Consider the following 20537-nt stretch of genomic DNA (forward strand, 5'->3'; position numbering starts at 1 on the left):
TTATATACATGAATGAAAAACTAATTCTCGCTCTAGACCAGGGGACAACTTCCTCCAGAGCGATTCTCTTCAACCACAGTGGAGAAATCAAATATGTATCGCAAAAAGATTTCGAACAGATATTTCCTACCCCGGGCTGGGTAGAGCACGATCCGAATGAAATATGGTCTTCACAGATCTCCGTAGCAGCAGAAGTTATAGCAAAAGCCGGAATCTCCGGTCTGGAAGTTGCCGCTATCGGTATTACAAATCAACGTGAAACAACCATTGTATGGGATAAAGAAACCGGTGACCCCATCTACAATGCTATTGTATGGCAGGACCGCAGAACCTCAAAATACTGTGATGAACTGAAAGAACAAGGGCATGCAGAAATGGTCAAAGAAAAAACAGGACTTGTTCTGGATGCTTACTTTTCAGCGACTAAACTAAAATGGATTCTCGATAATACAGAAGGAGCAAGACAAAAGGCTGAAGAAGGAAAATTATGTTTCGGAACCGTTGATACCTGGCTTGTCTGGAAACTTACCCGCGGAAAAATGTTTATCACGGACGTTTCCAATGCCAGCAGAACAATGCTTCTGAATATTCATACTCTAGAATGGGATAATGATTTATTAGAATTATTCAACATTCCGAAAGCTATTCTTCCTGAAGTAAAACAAAGCAGTGAAGTATATGGTGAAACGGCCACTACTCTGTTCTCTACTAAAATTCCGATTGCCGGAATTGCGGGTGATCAGCAGGCTGCTTTATTTGGGCAGATGTGTACCATTCCGGGAATGGTAAAAAACACGTACGGAACAGGCTGTTTCTTATTAATGAATACAGGAACTGAAGCGGTTTCTTCTAAAAACAATCTTCTTACAACAGTAGCCTGGAAAATCAATGGAGAAGTGAACTATGCATTAGAAGGAAGTGTATTTGTAGGAGGTGCAGCCATTCAATGGTTAAGAGACGGTCTTAAAATCATTCATTCTTCAGATCAGGTGAACGAACTGGCTGCTTCAGTAGAAGATAATGGCGGTGTATATTTCGTTCCTGCATTAACGGGTCTTGGCGCTCCTTATTGGGATCAATATGCCCGCGGAACGATTGTAGGAATCACCCGTGGTACTACCGATGCCCATATCGCAAGAGCTACATTGGAAGGAATTGCATTTCAGGTTTATGAAATTGTAAAAGCTATGGAAGCTGATTCAGGAAGAGAGAGTCTTGAGCTAAGAGTAGACGGAGGCGCATCAGCGAGTGATCTTTTGATGCAGATACAGTCTGATTTATTCGCGGTTAAAATAACACGTCCAAAAACCTTGGAAACTACAGCACTAGGCGCAGCCTATCTTGCCGGTCTTGCAGTAGGATACTGGAAAAGTATAGACGAAATCCAGGAGCAATGGATTGTAGACAAGGACTTCTACCCTCAACTGGACAGAGAACAAGTGGATAAAATGACCCACTTCTGGAAGAAAGCTGTAAAAAGCGCTCAAAGCTGGATAGAAGATTAATTCACTCACAAAAAAAACTTATATGACCCCATTTATCGCAGAAGTTATCGGGACGATGCTTCTTATATTGTTAGGCAACGGCGTTGTAGCCAATGTTGTCTTAAAAGATACGAAAGGAAATAATTCCGGGTGGATCGTTATTACTACCGCATGGGCATTGGCCGTTTTTGTGGGAGTAACCGTTGCAGGGCCAATAAGTGGTGCCCATCTGAATCCAGCTGTAACCATTGGACTGGCCATTGCAGGAAAATTTTCCTGGGATCTCGTTCCGTCTTATATCGCAGCTCAAATGATTGGAGGAATGCTGGGTGCATTTTTGGTGTGGTTGTTCCACAAAGATCATTTTGCGATCACGGAAGATGAAGGAGCTAAACTAGCCTGCTTCAGTACTGGTCCGGCTATCAGAAAAACATCCTCTAACCTGATTAGTGAAATTATCGGAACATTTGTACTGGTATTCTGTGTTTTTTATTTTGCAGGCCCCAGCATTTCTTTACAGGCAGATCCAACCGCTAAAGTTGGACTAGGCTCTATTGGGGCCATTCCTGTTACGTTTGTGGTGTGGGCAATTGGTTTATCGCTAGGAGGAACAACAGGATATGCCATAAACCCAGCAAGAGACCTTGCCCCAAGAATCATGCATGCCATCTTACCTGTAAAAGGGAGCAGTGATTGGGGATATGCCTGGATTCCTGTTATAGGCCCAATTACAGGGGCTGTTATCGCAGCAGTTATATATGGATTTTTAAAATAAACAAATGATGAAAAAAATCTTAAAGGGAATCTTTCTTCTTGCTATGGGCACAGGAAGGTTATTTTCACAGGAAAATAGTGAAACCAAGGAAACCAAAGAAGGGAGACTTGATTTTACGGCCAACATTCAGAACAATCACTTATGGAGAGGGCTTATTATTACAGACAAGCCTGTTGTGATGGGAAATCTTTCATATGCCCTGGATGCGGAGAAGAAATGGAAAGTGGGAATTTGGGGTGCTTCTGCATTAGCAGATGATAAGGACAATACCCATTATAAGGAGATCAACTACTATGTTCAGTATTCTGACGGACGTTTTTATATTGGATTATGGGATCTTTACAACTCCAGAAATATCAACACTGCAGTGGCTGCTGATGATATCTTCAGCTATTCACAGAGAAGAACCGCCCATATTATTGATTTAAGAACAAATTATACTTTTGGTCCTTCTTTTCCAATCAATATTGAAGCTGACATTATGCTGTATGGAGGAGCCAATGCAGGAGAAGTCATTTTGGAAGCTGACGGAAGTTATAAGAAAAACAGATATTCTACGTATGTTCAGGCAAGTTATCCTGTCATCAGTGGTCAGAAAGTAAACCTGGATGCTTTTGTAGGAGCCGGATTTGCCCTTAATGACAAAACCTTTTTATATGGTAATGGCAAAAACAGCTTCGATATTGTAAATGTAGGGGTGAAAGCAGGGAAAGTGGTTAAGATCACAGATCACTACAGTCTTCCTGTATCCATGATGGCGATGTGGAATCCGTCTAACAAGTATGCAAGGATTCAGCTTGCAGCAACCGTTTTTTAATCTGAATTTAACTAAATTACAGAAAAGCCACTTCTTTTGAAGTGGTTTTTTGTGACGTCGTTCTTCCTAAGAAAGAGAATGATTAAAAGAATTTAAAATAGGGTGAAAACCCCACCAATAACCGGGTTTTTACGGAGAATATTTTACTTAAATATATTTACTTTTGGAAAAAAAAGAATGAAAAAGATTTTCAGTTTACTCATTCTGTGTATCAGTATTTTTACATTGGCTCAGCAAGTAAAGCTTCCTTTTACCGGACACAGAAGTTTTGATATCATGAAAGGATACAGCGGCACCGGTACTCCCCACTATTATCTGGATATAAAAGCAAATGGTGATGTTCATTTTGGATATGTTCAGGTGAATCAGGCAGACGGAAAAGAAACAACAGAGGAAATCAATGCCGGAAAATATGCTCCAAATAAAGTCATGAAAGTAGTTTTCAAAGAATATGACGAGACATTTTTGGTGAAATTCGACAAAGACAAGATTTATCTTACCGATGAAAGGGGAAATATTCTACATCTTGACGGATGCTGTTCTTCCAGGGAGAGTATCGATAAAGAAACCTGTAAGTGTGAAAGTGAACTTTACAAGTAGTAAAATAGTATATAGAGAGAGTCGCTCCATCCGGGGCGGCTTTCTTGTTGTGAAAAGCAATCCCATCAGATTAATCACCGGGATTTTACGGTTTATACTTTGTTTAAATATCTTTATTTTTGAAGAAACATATAGCTACAATGAATTGTGGCTTCAAGAGTGATTTGTATCAATGAGACATTTTAAAATTCTATTCGTATTTCTTCTCTTTCTTGTAGTATCATGCAATAAGAAAGAAAATTATCCTTACACATTCTATTACTGGAAAACCCATCTGAAACTGGATCACGAAGAAAAGAAAACATTAGATCAGGCAACCGTTCCTTACTTGTACACCAGATTTTTTGATGTAGATAAAGTGAACGGAAAATTCCAGCCGGTAGCTGTTATTACAAAAGACAAGAGTTTTCAGACGGATAAACAGATTGTTCCCACCGTTTTCATTACCAATCAGACTTTATTGGGTATTTCCACAGAAGAGGTCAGGTTTCTAGCGGAAAGTATTCATCTTTTGATTCTAAAAAAAACGGAAGAGTATCACCTGAAAACCAATAATGAAATTCAGATCGACTGTGACTGGACAGCCGGAACACGAAATGATTATTTTAAATTTCTGAAAGAACTCAAAAAGATCTCCGGAAAGGAAATTACCTGCACGCTTCGTCTTCACCAGGTAAAAGATAAAAAGCAGACCGGAATTCCTCCTGTAGAAAAAGTATATCTGATGTGCTACTCCACTTCATCACCACTGGAAAATTCTGACAAGAACTCGATTCTGGACATCAACATCCTAAAAAGCTATCTTTCAAAAATGGAAGATTACCCTATCAAAAAAATTGAAGTAGCCCTTCCTATCTATTCCTGGGGAATTGTCACCAATCATTTAGGTAAACATAAACTGATCAATGCTTTATCCAAAAGAGATCTTGAAAATTCAAATTTCAAAAAGATATCCGATCATGAAATTCAGGTTTTGAAGGACGGATTCTATTTTGGAAGTTATTTAAACAAAGGCTTCAAAATAAAGGCAGAAGAAATCTCTGAAGAACAGCTTGAAGAGGTTATCTCTTTTTTACAGAAAAAAATCCCGCATTTTAATATTATTTATTATCAATTAGATAGTAAATTTGTGTCAGATCGGAAATTTTAATCTCTCAGAGATAGAGACACCTCCCTGTCAAGACCAAACCATAAACTATTACACAAAATTAAAAAAACACCACAAACCCTATGAAAAAGTATATTCTTTCACTTGCGGTTGTATCACTTTTCTATACAAAGTCTGACGCCTGTGCATGGTCAGATCCTGATTATGATTACTTCAACCTTTTTACGCAAAGCATTATTAAGGATAAAGCATACCTTCCCTTTCTGCACAACTATTCGAGCAGGTTCTACGGAGGATACAATCCATCATTGATTCCTGATGATAATATTGAAACATGGAAAAAGTTCTTTAACAATCAGCTTAGCTATACCGAAACTCAGAATCTGGTATATAAGATGAGTATGAACGACCTGAATGCCTTAAAGAATGGAAGCCCAGCAAATCCACTTCTACAAAAGCTAGGAACAGGATTCTACCAAAAATATAAGGAAGGTCTTGATTATTTGATTGAAGCCAAGTATCTGGAACCTTATATGAGCATCAATTATGTTGAAAGTGATAATTCATTTTATTATGACAGAGATGCCAACAGGAAAAATGCCACAGCTCTTGATTATAATAAAACCATTGCTGCGTTAACGTCTTTGTACAATGCGGCAAGAAACCCTGAGATCAAACAACGCTACGGATACCAGCTGGTGCGTCTGAATCATTATACCAGAAACTATGATTCCGCAATGCAGGCTTTCAAAACCTACGTTGCTCCAATCAAACTGAAAGGAACAGTTTACTTCATGTCTCTGGACCAATTGGCAGGAGCACAGAGAGGATTGGAAATGAACAGCGATGCCAACTGGAATTTCTTTCAGGTATTCATGAACAGCAAAGACCGCAAGGAATCTGCATTTGTTTCTATGAAACTTTCTGATACGGCATCTTTCAGCAATATTATGAAAAGAGCCAATACTAATGAAGAAAAGAATATGGCTTATTTCCTTTTAGGGTATGAAGACTTCAACAATCCGATTCCTACCATGGAAAAGATGTATGAGATCAATCCTGATTCTGAGATCCTGAAGGTAATGGCCGCAAGAAGCATCAATGAACTGGAAAGAAGTTATCTCCCTACTTATTATTACACTTCAGACGCTGCCAATAGTCCGTATATACAAAGAGGAAAAGCTGACAACAATACTTCTTCAAAAGATGCTAAAGCCACTCCTACAACTGAAGTAAAGGAGGAGAAGATTTCTTTCTGGCAAAAAATTGTAAGGTTTTTTAAAAACCTGTTCGGAGGTTCAAAATCTAAAGAATCTGCTGATGGAAAGAAAACGGATCAAAGCGATGACGAATTGCTGGACAATCCAAACAGAATTCCATTCTACACCACTTCCGGCTATGGATATGACGATAAGATGAAAGACTATCTTGACGACCTTCAAAAATTCACTGACAAAACGAAAGAGAAGTCTAAGGATGAATATTGGCAGATCGCAGATGCTTATCTTAAATTCCTGAAAAAAGATTACAAAGGAAGTACAGAAATCCTGGAAGATATTAAAACAACGAATCCTGAATATCTGGAAGAGATCAAACGAATGAAAGTTCTGAATGACATTGTTTCCCAGCCAAGGATTGACGCAACCTATGAAGATCATTTGATGAAAGATTATGCTGAATATTTCGTGGAGAAAAAGGTAGAGAAAGACACAGCCACTACAGATAATTTCGATTATTATGGTGAAGTACCTTCTACTGCAGATTTCCTAAAGGATGTTATGGCAAACCGTTATTTCCTTCAGGGAGAAGACGGAAAATCATTCCTGATGAACAATAAGCTTTCGGATCTTCAATACAATCCTAACTCTGGTCTTGTGAAGAGTGTGGAAGAGTTTTACAGAAAGCCAAATAAAACTCAGTTTGAGCAGCAAATCATTGCTAAAAATATGGATAGCGTAGGTAATATTGATGCTTTCTTCAATACCATTTACGGGGACAGAGCTATGAGGCTTGCCGATTTTGAAAAGGCGAAGTCTTATTATGAAAAAGCAAAAAGCTTTGCCGGTATTCCAAGACAGAATTACGAATGGACAGAAAAGAATGGCCAAACGATTACTCCAAAACAATATGCTTCTGCAGAGTATGATGGATTTAAAAATATATCAAATCTTGTATTCGGGCATAATGTTTGGGAAAGCTTTGGAAGTCCTGATGCAGAAAGTATGAAAGCTGAGAGCTATACTGATTTTCCTTTCATTAAAACCAACATGGACAAACTTGAATTAGCTGATGTATTGATTCAGCTTAAAAAGATAGGAAACGGAACGGATGAAAAAGCCACAAAAGCTAACCAGCTTATCGGAAATCTATTGTACAACACCTCTATTTTAGGATATTACCGTGAGTTGTTCGTAATGGATATTGACAACAGCAACGGAGGCAAATATGACTTCTGGAATACAGACAGAAAGAATCCTTACAAGTATTATTATAAGAACTTCCTTGACACTTCTTATATTGAACCTGATAATTTTGATCTGTCGATCAACTATTATCAAAAGGCACTTAAGCTTTCCAACAATAAAGAAGAAAAAGCAAGAATCTTATTCCAGATGGCAAGTGCCGAACAGGGTAAATATTATCAGTACGAAGCAAAGGCTCCAAAAGATTTTGATTATTCTGATCCGAAGTGGTCCGAAAAAGAAGACGCCCGCCAAAAGGAAATGGACAATCTTAAAAATCAGAAGTACAGAACCTATTTTGCTCAGTTAAAAACTCAGTATTCTGAGACCGAAGCTGCTAAAAGCCTGATGGGAAGCTGTAGTTATTTCAGCTATTTTATGAAACGATGATTCTAAAGAGAATGTATAGAAGTTTGTATAAAATGAAGATTATATATTTTAGATGGAGTTCAAGACAAGCTTATTATTTATCAGACAAAAAAAGGAATCATTTAGATTCCTTTTTTTGTTCTTGCTTCTGTAGCCATTCTTCATGCTTCTCTCTGAAAAAATCGTGTTTATAGTTCTGATTTCTCTTTGCGGCATCAATAGAATGAGACATATGAATATCAGTATCTTCCTTAGCAAACTGAGCCAGGTTCTCGTAATAAAGATGAAGCTGGTCAAGTTCTGCTTCCGTAAGATCTTCAATATCTACAATTCTGTTGCTTGCCTTTTCGTGAGCGGCTATAATTTCGTTCAGTTTGATCTGTATGGCTTTTGAATCTTTATTCTGGGCTTTCTGAATGAGGAAAACCATCAGAAAGGTAATGATTGTAGTTCCGGTATTGATTACCAGCTGCCAGGTTTCTGAATAGTTAAAAAAAGGACCTGTAACAGCCCATATTACTACGATAAGGAAGGCCCCGATAAAAGCAGATGGACTTCCGGTAAATTTTACAGCCCAGTTTGAAAATTGTTCAAAAAAATGATGACCTTTATGACTCATTGCTTCTGTTTTTATATACTAAATTTATAAAAATTAATCCGAAATCATGAAAAGGCTAAGAATATGAGGTATCTAAATATTTTGGGTTGTTTTTATTTCATTTTTCTGAATCTATGCCACCAGATCATAAACCCTGTCACCGGCAGCGAACAACCGATAAGAGAAACTATAAAGTAGAGAATAATACTTGGCAATCCCATGATTTCTCCCGTATGTAAAGGTTTTGCTAAAGATGTAAACTGTTTGTTCAAAGGTTTGTCAGAAAACAGTTCTTTTGTTTTGAAAACTCCCGTTTTATCAAATGTTACTTCGTCCGGGAACATCATTCCAAGGAAGTTTTCTCTGTTGGTTTTGATAACAACATACCGCGGATTTTCTTTATTGGGGAGCTCTATACTTGTAACAGCATTGTAAGGAAGATGACGGTCTGCCAGCTTTAAAATCTTATCCACAGAAGCGGAAGTAGCGTCTTTCAGCTTTTTCTTTTCGTCCTGTTTCTGAAGCATATCTTCCAGAAGTCCCCCGAAAGCATCATCTCCACTGTCTTTTTCTTTTGAAATATTATCTATTGACGATCCTCCCAGGCTTATGATGAGAGTATTCTTTACCCACGGATACGTCACATACAATCCGGTAACTGCAATAAAGAAAAGCATGAGAAATGTATAAAACCCCAGTGTATTGTGCAGATCATAATTGACCCTTTGAAATTTTGCTTTGAACATGACAGTGAGTCCCTGTTTCAAAAACTTCAGTTTCTTCGGGAGCCAAAGAATAAATCCTGAAATCAGCAGAATACAGAACATAAGAACTGAAGCTCCTACAATCTGTCTTCCTACATTTCCCATCATCAGATTTCTATGAAGATCCAGAACAACTTCAAAGAATCTACCGGAGTCAACATTGGGCTGTCCAAGAACTTCTCCTGTATATTGGTTGTAGTAAGTACTTTTATCCAAATTATTTTCACGGTAACCGACCACATAACTTTTCCCTTTATCATCGGGAATCATCAGAGAAGTAAGTTCTTTACTATGTTTTAATAATTCCACCTGGATCAGATCAAGATTCATCGCTTTTTCTGAACCCGGACTTATGTAAACTTTATCTCTGTTGCTAAAATCGGTAATCTGATTTTTGAATGCATAGAGGCATCCGGTAAGACACATGATAAAAACAATACTGCTTGATAAAAGTCCCAGCCAGAGATGAATGATCCACATCAGGTATTTTGTAACCGATTCGTTTTTTCTTCTTTTCCTGTAAAGGCTTTTAAGTAATACTCTCATTATTTAACAGCAAAAACATTAAGACAGTTGTACCGTCTTAATGTTTTAAATTAAAATTGATATGAATAAATTAAAAAAAGTTAATACAAATTCGGGAAAGGAAGCATGAAGCTTTTGATGGAAGTTATTTAGTCTAAAAGATTACTGACCAAACTTTAATCTACATTCACCAAATTGAATACGTTTTCTTAAAAGTAGTAAGAACTTTTAGCCCAATATCATATCCATCTCCTTCTTCCTGCTTCCAGCCCTCACTGGTATCAATGTCGTTTATTTTCTTCCTTTGAACTGAACTTCTTTTACGATTGTTTCAAACTTCGTATAGTGCTCAGGACTTAGTGCTTTCTGAATAGCAGCTTTTCTCTGGGCATCAAATTTCTCCCAGTATTCTTTAGCCAGATCGTTGTTCCCATGATATACATCGTGCGCATCATTGAATGCTTTTTCAAAGGCATCATTCGCAGCATTTACTACTTTGAACTCTTCTTCGGAAAGCTGTGCTTCCGTTTTGATTCTTTCTAACAATACATTGTCATATCTTGGTCTTTTTCTGGAATTTTCATCTACAAACTTATTGAACTTTTCCATCTGAGGACCATCTAAAACGGTAGCCATTTCAATAGACTGCTGCGCTCTCAGTTCTTCATTCTTTATTCCTAAAGCTACGCGGTCCATATTACCACCCTGAGCTTTTGCTGCCTGAAAATTCTGCTCCTGAAGCTGCTGATATTTTGCAGTGATCTCGTTAAAGCTCTTTTCCTGTTCAGGAGTAAGTTTCACTTCTGTTTTAAACTGGTTATAATCTATTCCTTTCTTTTTGTCTCCGGAACATGACACAGCTGCTGCGCCAAGAGCCAATGCTAAGAATATAGTTTTGATACTTTTCATAATGAATAATTTTGTTGATTAGAATTTATAGTTTACCTGTACAGCAAAGTTTCTAGGCTGAATCTGATCGATGTACCCTCCTCTGAAATAAGAGCTGTATCCTACGCTATCAAAAATGTTATTAAAGAATACTCTTATTCCCATTCCATTTTTCAGGGTATATCCTGCCTGGGCATCTACGGTAGTATATTCCGGCATATCGAAAGGTTTGTCTCCAGGCTTCACACTGTTCAGGTGACCTGCTGTAAATGTTTTCTGAGTCCATTCGTCAACCGGTCTTTTTCCTACATAATAAATTCCCGCCCCTACATCAAGTCCTGATAAAGTACCTTTATTGAATTTATAATTCAGCCATCCGTTTGCAGTATGCTTAGGAGCGTTCATTGGTGCAGATCCGTTCATGTAAGCTGGGCTGTCCTGATACTGAGCATCCAGATATGCCCACCCGGACATTACCTGAAGGTTTGGCAGAATTCGTCCAATCAATTCTACTTCCACTCCTTTTCTTCTAAGGTTTCCTGCAAGACCATACATAGTTTGTTTGTCAATCACAACAGGGTTATAATTTTCGTCAAGAATAGTGAAAGAAAGATGATCTGTTTTAATATCAAATACCGTTACATTAAATCTTAAACGCTCATTAAACCAATCTGATTTAATACCAGCTTCCCATTGTTTAGTCATTGACGGGCCTACTCTTCCACCATCTAAAAGGAAATTATTAGAAGATCTTAAAGATGTGGTTGTAGTATATGATCCAAATACATTAACATTTGGAAGTGGAGAAACAATCAATCCGAAATTAGGGTTCCATGTATCTACAGATTCATTGGCAGAACCATTGAGCCTGCTGTAACGAAGTCCCAAATGAGCTTTTACATATTTTCCAATCGTCATCACATCCTGAGCCATTGCACCGATACTTGGTGTCAATACTGCGTTTGATCTTCCCAGATTTTTATAAATGACATTTACCGGAAGTTGGTTCGGGATATTTCCGTTCACTACGTCAACAATATCAAGTGGATTAGCCGCATAGGTTGTATTTCCGATTTTTGTATTACGTGCAGTAATTAAATTCCCGGGTGCAATTGAGTTTTTGTATGCTTCAAAGGTTGTAGAAGAGGTTTCTGTTTCTCTCCAGTCAAAACCAACCTGGAATGTGTGTTTAATAAATCCTGTCTTTATCTGCTCTCCAATGAAGTCTAACTGTAATACTTTGTTGATATCTTCTCCCTGTGATTTTCCTATAGTACGCTGTCTGATATTGTAGTTGGTTTCACCAGCAGGCAATGACACGGATGAAGCTTCAGAATCTGTATTACTTACGGAATTCACGAAAGCTGCTCTCACTTTTAATTTGTCCGTAATGTTACGTACGATTGTAGTCGCAAAGTTGTAGGCTTCAGTTTTTGAATAATCAGATGTATATCCTAAAAACTTTCCTTTTGGCATGTGATATAATGCTTCAATAGTTCCTGGAGCAAGGTTTATTGTTCCTCTGTCCGGTGTTCTTTTATCATGAAGATAATCCATTTCCACATTGATTAATGTTTTATCATCCGGACGGAAAGCGACAGATGGGTTTACATAAATCCTTTCTCCCTGTACATGGCTTCTGAATGAATTATTATTTTGGTACGCTCCATTGAACCTCAAAGCTACTTTTCCCTGAGGATCCAATACTCTTTGGAAGTCTACTGTAGGTCTGTAAAAATCCCAGCTTCCATAACGGAATCCTACATTAGTCTGATCAATAAACTGAGGTCTTTTTGTTACAACATTAATCACACCTCCTGCAGATCCCAAACCATTTCCTATTCCCTGACCAATAGCAGCAGATCCTTTGATAACCTGAATACTTTCTACACCCTGCATATCAGTGATCATCCCTGCGGTACGGAAATCTGAATCCAGCTGAACTCCGTTTTTCAGTACAGGAACTCCACGATATCCTCTGATTGACATACTTTCGTTTCCTCCGCCATAGCTTGAAAATAGGGTTACCCCCGGAACGTTTTTCGCAACATCAGTGACTGTAAGCGCTCCTAATTCTTCAATTGCTTTATGGGAAATCACAGAAATACTTTGAATCTGATCTCTGGTTTTCAATGGCAATCTGGTAATTGCGTCCAACCCTTGTGGTTGTTTCTTTTTTTCACCAAACAGTTCTACTTCTTCAATTTTCTTGTGTTTAACTGAATCATTTACTTTCTGCGCATTGGCCAGAACTCCACCCAATAGCAGCAGAGAAAAGGATACTACTTTATTCATCTGATAATTTTTGGCAAAATTATTATTTTTATTAATTCTAAATAAATAAACAAGAGTGACATATGTCACCTGAAAAAGAACTATTAATATCAGATCATTAATCCTTCGAAGGGACTCTTTAAAATCCCTAAACAGAACTACTCCATCGTTAAGGTTAATCTCCTTAACACTTTTTATGAGTATAGAAAGTATAATTCAAAAAAAACAGATTTGATAATGTATCCAATATGCTTTTCAGATCATATCAAAAAAAACCGCTCCTAAAAAGGAACGGTTTGTATAATCATTGCAAAGTATGCATTTATCACACTTTAATTTCAACGTCTACACCTGAAGGAAGTTCTAATTTCATTAGAGCATCAACAGTTTTAGAAGAAGAAGAGTAGATATCCATTAGCCTCTTGTGAGCTGATAATTGGAACTGCTCTCTTGCTTTTTTGTTTACGTGCGGAGATCTCAACACTGTGAAGATTCTCTTATTCGTTGGTAATGGAATTGGACCGTTTACAACAGCACCAGTAGCCTTTACCGTTTTTACGATTTTCTCAGCAGACTTGTCTACCAAGTTGTAATCGTAAGATTTTAGTTTTATTCTGATTCTTTGTGACATTTCTTTAATTTAAAAATTAACCTTTTGCTTTAGCTATGATTTCTTCAGCAACGTTTTGTGGAGTAGCTTGGTACTTCTCTAATTCCATAGAAGAAGTAGCTCTTCCTGATGAAAGTGTTCTTAGAGTAGTAACATATCCAAACATTTCAGAAAGTGGAACAGAACCCTTGATTACAACAGCACCGTTTTTCTCTTCCTGACCACTGATTGTACCTCTTCTTTTGTTAAGGTCACCAATGATGTTACCCATATATTCTTCCGGAGTTACAACTTCCAGTTTCATAATAGGCTCCATAATTACTGGCTTAGCAGCACGTCCCGCTTCTTTAAATCCTAATTTAGCAGCCATTTCAAATGAAAGAGCATCAGAATCCACCGCGTGGAAAGATCCATCTTTAAGAACAACTTTAATACCTTCAACTTCGAAACCAGCCAAAGGACCGTTCTTCATTGCAGCTTTAAAGCCTTTTTCAATTGCAGGAACAAATTCTCTAGGAACGTTACCACCTTTGATCTCATTGATGAATTCTAAACCAATTTTACCTTCTTCAGCAGGTCCTAATTCAAATACAATATCAGCAAATTTACCTTTACCACCAGATTGTTTTTTGTAAACTTCTCTGTGTTGAGCAACTTTTGTTAAGTTTTCTTTGTATTCTACCTGAGGCTGTCCTTGGTTAACTTCAACTTTGAATTCTCTCTTCATACGGTCAACAATGATATCTAAGTGAAGCTCACCCATACCAGAGATAATCGTTTGTCCAGAAGCTTCGTCAGTTCTAACCGTAAACGTAGGATCTTCTTCAGCCAATTTAGCTAAAGCGTTACCCATTTTATCCTGGTCAGCTTTAGTTTTAGGCTCAACAGCGATACCAATTACCGGATCAGGGAAAACCATCGATTCAAGAACGATTGGGTTTTTCTCGTCACACATAGTATCACCAGTTTTGATAGATTTGAATCCTACCGCTGCACCAATATCACCAGCTTCAATATATTCTACTGGGTTTTGCTTGTTAGCGTGCATCTGATAGATTCTAGAGATTCTTTCTTTATCACCTGAACGAGTGTTCAAGATATAAGAACCTGCATCCAGTCTTCCAGAGTATGCTCTGAAGAATGCTAGTCTTCCCACAAACGGGTCAGTAGCAATCTTAAATGCTAATGCAGAGAAAGGCTCATCTACAGATGGTTTTCTTGTGATTTCAGCGTCAGTTCTTGGATCAGTACCTTTGATATCATCTTTATCCAATGGAGAAGGAAGGTATTTACATACCGCATCCAACATAAACTGTACTCCTTTATTCTTGAATGAAGAACCACAAGTCATTGGGATAATAGATAAATCGATAGTAGCTTTTCTAAGAGCTTCGTTGATTTCGTCTTCAGAGATTGAATCTGGATCTTCGAAGAATTTCTCCATCAAAGTCTCATCGTAGTCAGCAACAGCTTCTACTAATTTCTCTCTATATTCTAGAACTTCAGCTTTCATGTCTTCAGGAATTGGCACTACTTCGAAAGTAGCTCCTTGTCCTGCTTCATCCCAGATGATCGCTCTGTTTTTAATTAAATCAACTACACCTTTGAAGTCTTCTTCAGCACCGATTGGTAAAACGATTGGAACTGCGTTAGATCCTAGCATTTCTTTAACCTGATTTACCACGTTAAGGAAGTCAGCACCTTGTCTGTCCATTTTGTTTACGAATCCCATTCTCGCAACTTTGTAGTTGTCAGCAAGTCTCCAGTTTGTTTCAGACTGAGGCTCTACTCCATCTACTGCAGAGAATAAGAATACCAATCCATCCAATACTCTTAAAGATCTGTTTACTTCTACAGTGAAGTCAACGTGTCCCGGTGTATCAATGATGTTGAAGTGGTAAGGCTTAGTTTCAGGTAAAGCTTTTCCTTGATCCGTTGGAAAGTTCCAAGAACAAGTGGTAGCTGCAGAAGTAATAGTAATACCTCTTTCTGCTTCCTGCTCCATCCAGTCCATTGTAGAAGCACCATCGTGAACTTCACCAATTTTGTGGTTAACCCCTGTATAGAATAGAATTCTTTCTGTAGTGGTTGTCTTACCAGCATCAATGTGAGCGGCAATACCAATATTTCTTGTAAATTTAAGATCTCTTCCCATTTCAGATTAGAATTTGAAGTGTGAGAAAGCCTTGTTAGCTTCCGCCATTTTGTGAGTATCAGATTTCTTTTTGAAAGCTGCACCTTCTTCTCTAGAAGCTGCTACAACTTCATTAGCTAATTTCAAAGCCATAGACTTATCATTTCTAGCTTTAGAATATTTGATTAACCATTTCATTGCCATAGAAATTTTTCTATCAGCTCTGATTGGCATAGGGATTTGGAAGTTAGCTCCACCTACTCTTCTAGAACGTACTTCTACGTGAGGCATTACATTTGTAAGTGCATCTTTCCAGATTTCAAGTGCAGTTTTTTCGTTATCTCCTTTTTTAGTTTCTACGATCTCTAATGCATCATAGAAAATTTTGAATGCGATTGACTTCTTACCGTCAAGCATTAAGTTGTTTACGAATCTCGTTACCAATTGATCATTAAATTTCGGATCTGGTAACAACGGTCTTTTTTTCGCTTTTGTCTTTCTCATTGCTTTTGTACCTTATTTAATGATTATTTTTTCTTTCCTTTTGCAGGAGCAGCAGCTGCTTGTCCTGGTTTAGGTCTCTTAGCTCCGTACTTAGATCTTCTCTGAGTTCTTCCATTTACACCAGCTGTGTCTAATGCACCTCTTACGATGTGGTAACGTACTCCCGGTAGGTCTTTCACCCTTCCGCCTCTAACCAATACTATCGAGTGCTCCTGTAGATTATGTCCTTCGCCCGGGATATAGGCATTCACTTCTTTACCGTTAGAAAGTCTTACCCTTGCTACTTTTCTAAGTGCAGAGTTAGGTTTCTTAGGTGTAGTTGTATATACTCTCGTACATACACCACGTCTTTGTGGACAAGAATCAAGGGCAGCCGATTTGCTCTTCTTGGCAAGCGTGGCTCTTCCTTTTCTTACTAATTGTTGAATAGTAGGCATTTAATTGCTTTTTATTTTAGGGTGCAAAAATAGTAATATTTTTTTAATCTGCAAACACTTATATAAAAATTAAAATCAAATACTTACATCAGAAATTGAACATGTTTCTCCATGACAATCAGAGAACCATAATATACATAAGGAAAAGGAACAGAAAATATAAATTTCTCAGCTGAAAAAATGAGTATTAAATAATTATGAAATTTATATTATAAAGATAACCATCACAATTCTTCATTTAAAACAAAAACCGGAACACCTCATCTGATGTATCCAAACTATTTTAAAAAACTTTCGTATAGTTATCATCTATTAATATTCAAGGGAGTTCGGCATGATATTTCGTAAATTTGGACTATACAAAATGATAAACACATCTATCACCTTAATGGATCTTACGGTATACTCAACTGAAACCGGTGATTGTATCTAATCTTAAAAAAATAAATATATACATATGAAAAATGCTAGTATCATTGGCCTTAAAGAAGCCGATTGTAAAAAAATCTCAGAAAAATTAAATGTACTGTTAGCTAATTATTCTGTATTCTATCAGAATACAAGAGGTTCTCACTGGAACATCAAAGGAGAACAGTTTTTTACCCTTCATCCAAAATTTGAGGAACTGTACAACAGTCTTGTTTTAAAGATTGATGAAATTGCAGAAAGAATCCTGACATTGGGAGCTACTCCTGCACACAATTACTCAGATTATCTAAAGGTGTCAACCATTAAAGAAAGCAAAGAAGTAACTGATGGCATCAAAAGTGTTGAGCAGATTCTAAGTTCTTTCAAAGTAGTCATTGATCTGCAGAGAGAAATTTTAGATATTACGGATGAAGCAGGAGATGAAGGTACCAATTCGCAAATGAGCGATTATATTACTGAACAGGAGAAAGAAGTTTGGATGTACAATTCTTATCTTGGAAAATAACTCCATAAAATGTATTGAAATATTTCAAAAAAATCGCCTTACATTTAGGCGATTTTATTTTTTATTTTTATATTTGCGTTAAAATTACACATATTATGAACGACGTAAGACTGAACTCTATCCTAGATAATGACTTTTATAAAATAACCATGCAGAATGCAGTGGTAAAGCTATTCCCTAGTTCTATTGTAAAATATGAATTTATCAACAGGGGGAAACACCACTTTCCGGAAGGATTTGATGTTGCGTTAAGGGAAGCCGTTAATAAAATGGCTGAACTGAAACTTACGAAAGACGAGAAAAAGTTCATGGCAAGAACATGTCCCTATATTGATCTTCCTTATCTGGATTTCCTGGAAGGATACCATTATGATCCTTCCGAAGTGAAAATACATCAGGAAGGAGGAGACCTTTCCGTTGTTGTAGAAGGGCTTTGGTACAGAACAATTCTCTGGGAAGTTCCTTTATTGGCCTTGATCAGTGAGCTGCATTATGAAATGAACCATATGGAAAGAGACTCCAATGAAGTGGTGATGAGCAAAACGATAGAAAAAGCAGACTCATTAGGCAGACTTGGAGTAACCTTTGCCGAATTTGGAACAAGAAGAAGACATTCTTATAAGGTACAGAACCTGGTGATGGAAGCATTGACTCAAAAAAGAGAATCAACTTTCATCGGAAGTTCAAATGTTCATTTTGCTATGAAGTATGGTGTAAAACCCATCGGAACCCATGCCCATGAATGGTTTATGTTCCATGCTGCTGAATATGGATTCAAAATGGCCAATGAAATGGCCTTGGAACATTGGGTAGATGTTTACAGAGGTGATCTTGGAGTTGCCTTGTCTGATACATATACCACAGACGTTTTCTTCCAGCAGTTTGACAAAAAATTCGCAAAACTTTTTGACGGTGTACGCCACGACAGCGGGGATGCATTAGAATTTGCAGATAAAACCATCGCCCATTATCAAAGAAATGGCATTAATCCTATGTTTAAATACATTATTTTTTCAGATGCATTAAATCTTGAAAAAGTAGAGGAAATCACCAATTACTGCAGAGGGAAAATTGGTATCTCATTCGGAATTGGGACCAACCTTACGAATGATGTTGGATTGAAACCAATGAACATCGTGATGAAGCTCATCGGTGTACAGGCTCCTAACAAAGAATGGATTCCAACAGTAAAGCTTTCTGATGAACATGGTAAATACACAGGCGATCCTAAGATGATTGAACTGGCTAAAGAGTTTTTAAGAATAAAAGATTAATATAACTTCATCAGAACTATTAGATATAACCTCGTAACCATCGAGGTTTTTTTGTATCATATCATTTTTGAAATTCAGCTCTCAGAAATCTTTAAGGTTTTTATTATATTTATCAAAATAAAACAAGATGAAATCAAGAACATTACTAACTGCATGCCTCCTCATATCAGCATTATCTTTTGCACAGGAAAAGAAAGCAGAAAAACTTAAGTACAATCAGGAATTGGCCACATCACTGGGAGCTGATAAATACGGGATGAAACCTTATACGATTGTCATGCTGACAACTGGCGATACTAAAATTGAAGACAAAGCCAAAATGAGCGAACTCATGAAAGGTCATATGGCCAATATCGGGAAACTGGCAGATGAGGGCAAAATTGTAGTTGCCGGTCCTTTCCTTGAAAAGAATAAAGAAAACTACCGTGGTATGTTTATCTTCAACACCAAGTCAAAGGAAGAAGCTGAGGAATGGGTAAAAACAGACCCTGCAGTTCAGGCTGGAGTTTTCAGTTATGAAATCTTTCCTTGGTATGGATCTGCTGCTCTACCATTGTATCTTAAACATCATGATGAAGTTTCAAAAGAAAACCCGTGATATTATCTTAAAAAGCACATTGAAAATCTTGAAGAATTAAATTTAAATTCACATTTTTGTAAAAAGACTGATTATTCAAAAGAAAAACATCGCACACTAAGAAAAAGAAAGGCTTTAGCAAAAAAGAAAGTGAGGATGTAAAAATCATTAAAGATGAGTGGAAAAAAATAACTATTTCAATACTTCTTCCAACAGAACCAGATATCACCAAACTCAAAAAAATAATAACCATGAAAATAAGACTATTCGTTTTGCTGTTTTTAGCATCAACAAAACTACTCTTCGGGCAAACAGTTCCCAAAGAATACACCGATAAAGTAAAAACGGCTGAATCACTTTACCATGCCAAGGATTTCAAAAACTCTGCCAGCAACTATTCAGAAGCTTTTAAATCTAACGGCTGGAAAGCATCTCTAAATGACAGGTATAATGCAGCATGCTCTTGGGCAATGGCATCTGGGCCAGACAGTGCATTTTCCCAACTTGACAGGATTGCAGTAAAATTCAGTAATTATAACCATATAACAACGGATACAGACCTTAGCTCTTTACATAGTGATAAACGATGGAAGCCTCTCATCAAAAAAATCAAACAGAATCAGGAGAAAGCAGAAGCAAATTTGAATAAACCCTTGGTCGCAAAGCTTGGTGACATTTATAATGAAGACCAAAAGTACAGAAAACAAATCGATAGCATTGAAAAAAAATACGGTGGGAGTTCAAAAGAAATGGACAAGCACTGGCGACTTATCAATAAAAAAGATTCATTAAATCTTATTGAGGTAAAAGCTATTCTTGATAAATATGGCTGGCTGGGTCCTGATGTTGTGGGCGGACAAGGAAGCGTTACATTATTTCTTGTTATCCAACATGCAGATCAGGCAACACAGGAAAAATATTTACCCATGATGAGAGATGCTGTAAAAAATGGTAAAGCACAAAGCAGCAGTCTGGCCCTTCTCGAAGACAGGGTGGCCCTGAGACAAGGTAAAAGACAAATTTATGGCAGCCAGATCGGACGTGATCCTGAAACACAAATACATTATGTATCCCCACTGGAAGATCCTGACAATGTAGATAAAAGACGCGCAGATGTTGGACTTCCTCCATTGGCTGAGTATGTAAAGAATTGGCAAATGACATGGGATCCTGAACAATATAAAAAAGACTTGCCTAAACTGGAGGCAAAAACAAAGCACAAATAAACAGAAATAACATCACAATACTATTCATAGCTAGATTTCAAATCTAATTGACATTCTTCTATTTTAAACTTATTGGGTATTTAAAAAAATCTAACCTTCATTTTAACATTTATCATAAATTAATTCAATTATCATAGATTAATTTACTATTTTAGTTTAATATTTTTAACCCTACTT

The 20537-nt window shown here is 37.2% G+C and carries 18 protein-coding genes; 10 read left to right on the plus strand and 8 right to left on the minus strand.

The window, feature by feature from the left end; all coding sequences use genetic code 11:
* The first annotated feature begins 8 nt into the window (after window positions 1-8).
* The 6 genes from glpK (at window position 9) to ACPF63_RS19320 (ending at window position 7636) form a co-directional block, all read left to right on the plus strand.
* Window positions 9-1505: a glycerol kinase GlpK gene (gene glpK, locus ACPF63_RS19295; protein ID WP_426480959.1), complete on the plus strand. Its 1497-nt coding sequence runs from the start codon at window positions 9-11 to the stop codon at window positions 1503-1505.
* Between the two features lie 22 nt (window positions 1506-1527).
* Complete coding sequence (locus ACPF63_RS19300; RefSeq protein ID WP_077413590.1) at window positions 1528-2259, plus strand: MIP/aquaporin family protein; 732 nt, start codon at window positions 1528-1530, stop codon at window positions 2257-2259.
* Window positions 2260-2302: 43 nt separating this feature from the next.
* Complete coding sequence (locus tag ACPF63_RS19305) at window positions 2303-3076, plus strand: hypothetical protein (RefSeq protein ID WP_426483233.1); 774 nt, start codon at window positions 2303-2305, stop codon at window positions 3074-3076.
* A gap of 177 nt (window positions 3077-3253) precedes the next feature.
* A complete protein-coding gene (locus ACPF63_RS19310; RefSeq protein WP_426480960.1) occupies window positions 3254-3676 on the plus strand; it encodes a hypothetical protein in 423 nt (140 codons plus the stop codon).
* A 172-nt stretch (window positions 3677-3848) separates the two neighbouring features.
* The gene (locus tag ACPF63_RS19315; protein WP_426480961.1) at window positions 3849-4826 is read left to right on the plus strand and encodes a hypothetical protein; all 978 of its coding nucleotides are present in this window, start codon (window positions 3849-3851) and stop codon (window positions 4824-4826) included.
* Between the two features lie 80 nt (window positions 4827-4906).
* Window positions 4907-7636, plus strand: coding sequence for a hypothetical protein (locus ACPF63_RS19320; RefSeq protein WP_426480962.1), 2730 nt, complete (start codon window positions 4907-4909; stop codon window positions 7634-7636).
* Between the two features lie 97 nt (window positions 7637-7733).
* On the opposite strand, the gene ACPF63_RS19325 is transcribed toward ACPF63_RS19320, so the two are convergent.
* The 8 genes from ACPF63_RS19325 to rpsL form a co-directional block, all read right to left on the minus strand.
* Window positions 7734-8234, minus strand: a complete 501-nt coding sequence (locus ACPF63_RS19325) for a low affinity iron permease family protein (RefSeq protein WP_077413585.1) — start codon at window positions 8232-8234, stop codon at window positions 7734-7736.
* A gap of 92 nt (window positions 8235-8326) precedes the next feature.
* Window positions 8327-9523 carry a PepSY-associated TM helix domain-containing protein gene (locus ACPF63_RS19330; RefSeq protein WP_426480963.1) on the minus strand — a complete coding sequence of 399 codons (1197 nt, stop codon included), beginning with the start codon at window positions 9521-9523 and terminating at the stop codon, window positions 8327-8329.
* A gap of 270 nt (window positions 9524-9793) precedes the next feature.
* Window positions 9794-10411, minus strand: a complete 618-nt coding sequence (locus ACPF63_RS19335; RefSeq protein ID WP_426480964.1) for a hypothetical protein — start codon at window positions 10409-10411, stop codon at window positions 9794-9796.
* An 18-nt stretch (window positions 10412-10429) separates the two neighbouring features.
* The gene (locus tag ACPF63_RS19340) at window positions 10430-12685 is read right to left on the minus strand and encodes a TonB-dependent siderophore receptor (protein ID WP_077413582.1); all 2256 of its coding nucleotides are present in this window, start codon (window positions 12683-12685) and stop codon (window positions 10430-10432) included.
* Window positions 12686-12989: 304 nt separating this feature from the next.
* Window positions 12990-13295, minus strand: coding sequence for a 30S ribosomal protein S10 (rpsJ, locus tag ACPF63_RS19345; protein ID WP_002661363.1), 306 nt, complete (start codon window positions 13293-13295; stop codon window positions 12990-12992).
* Window positions 13296-13311: 16 nt separating this feature from the next.
* Window positions 13312-15429, minus strand: coding sequence for an elongation factor G (gene fusA, locus ACPF63_RS19350; protein ID WP_255813647.1), 2118 nt, complete (start codon window positions 15427-15429; stop codon window positions 13312-13314).
* 6 nt (window positions 15430-15435) lie between these two features.
* The gene (rpsG, locus tag ACPF63_RS19355; RefSeq protein WP_034694654.1) at window positions 15436-15912 is read right to left on the minus strand and encodes a 30S ribosomal protein S7; all 477 of its coding nucleotides are present in this window, start codon (window positions 15910-15912) and stop codon (window positions 15436-15438) included.
* A gap of 23 nt (window positions 15913-15935) precedes the next feature.
* A complete protein-coding gene (gene rpsL, locus ACPF63_RS19360; RefSeq protein ID WP_002983146.1) occupies window positions 15936-16349 on the minus strand; it encodes a 30S ribosomal protein S12 in 414 nt (137 codons plus the stop codon).
* Between the two features lie 457 nt (window positions 16350-16806).
* Here rpsL and ACPF63_RS19365 point away from each other — a divergent pair, with 457 nt between their 5' ends.
* The 4 genes from ACPF63_RS19365 (at window position 16807) to ACPF63_RS19380 (ending at window position 20360) form a co-directional block, all read left to right on the plus strand.
* Window positions 16807-17283 carry a Dps family protein gene (locus ACPF63_RS19365; protein WP_426480965.1) on the plus strand — a complete coding sequence of 159 codons (477 nt, stop codon included), beginning with the start codon at window positions 16807-16809 and terminating at the stop codon, window positions 17281-17283.
* 95 nt (window positions 17284-17378) lie between these two features.
* Window positions 17379-18557 (plus strand): nicotinate phosphoribosyltransferase, encoded by a 1179-nt coding sequence (gene pncB, locus ACPF63_RS19370; RefSeq protein WP_077413579.1) that lies wholly within the window; start codon window positions 17379-17381, stop codon window positions 18555-18557.
* Between the two features lie 127 nt (window positions 18558-18684).
* The gene (locus ACPF63_RS19375; RefSeq protein WP_077413578.1) at window positions 18685-19155 is read left to right on the plus strand and encodes a YciI family protein; all 471 of its coding nucleotides are present in this window, start codon (window positions 18685-18687) and stop codon (window positions 19153-19155) included.
* 230 nt (window positions 19156-19385) lie between these two features.
* A complete protein-coding gene (locus ACPF63_RS19380) occupies window positions 19386-20360 on the plus strand; it encodes a DUF6624 domain-containing protein (RefSeq protein ID WP_426480966.1) in 975 nt (324 codons plus the stop codon).
* Window positions 20361-20537: the final 177 nt, after the last annotated feature.

The organism is Chryseobacterium sp. R2ACT005, assembly GCF_049949215.1.
Taxonomy (GTDB): domain Bacteria; phylum Bacteroidota; class Bacteroidia; order Flavobacteriales; family Weeksellaceae; genus Chryseobacterium.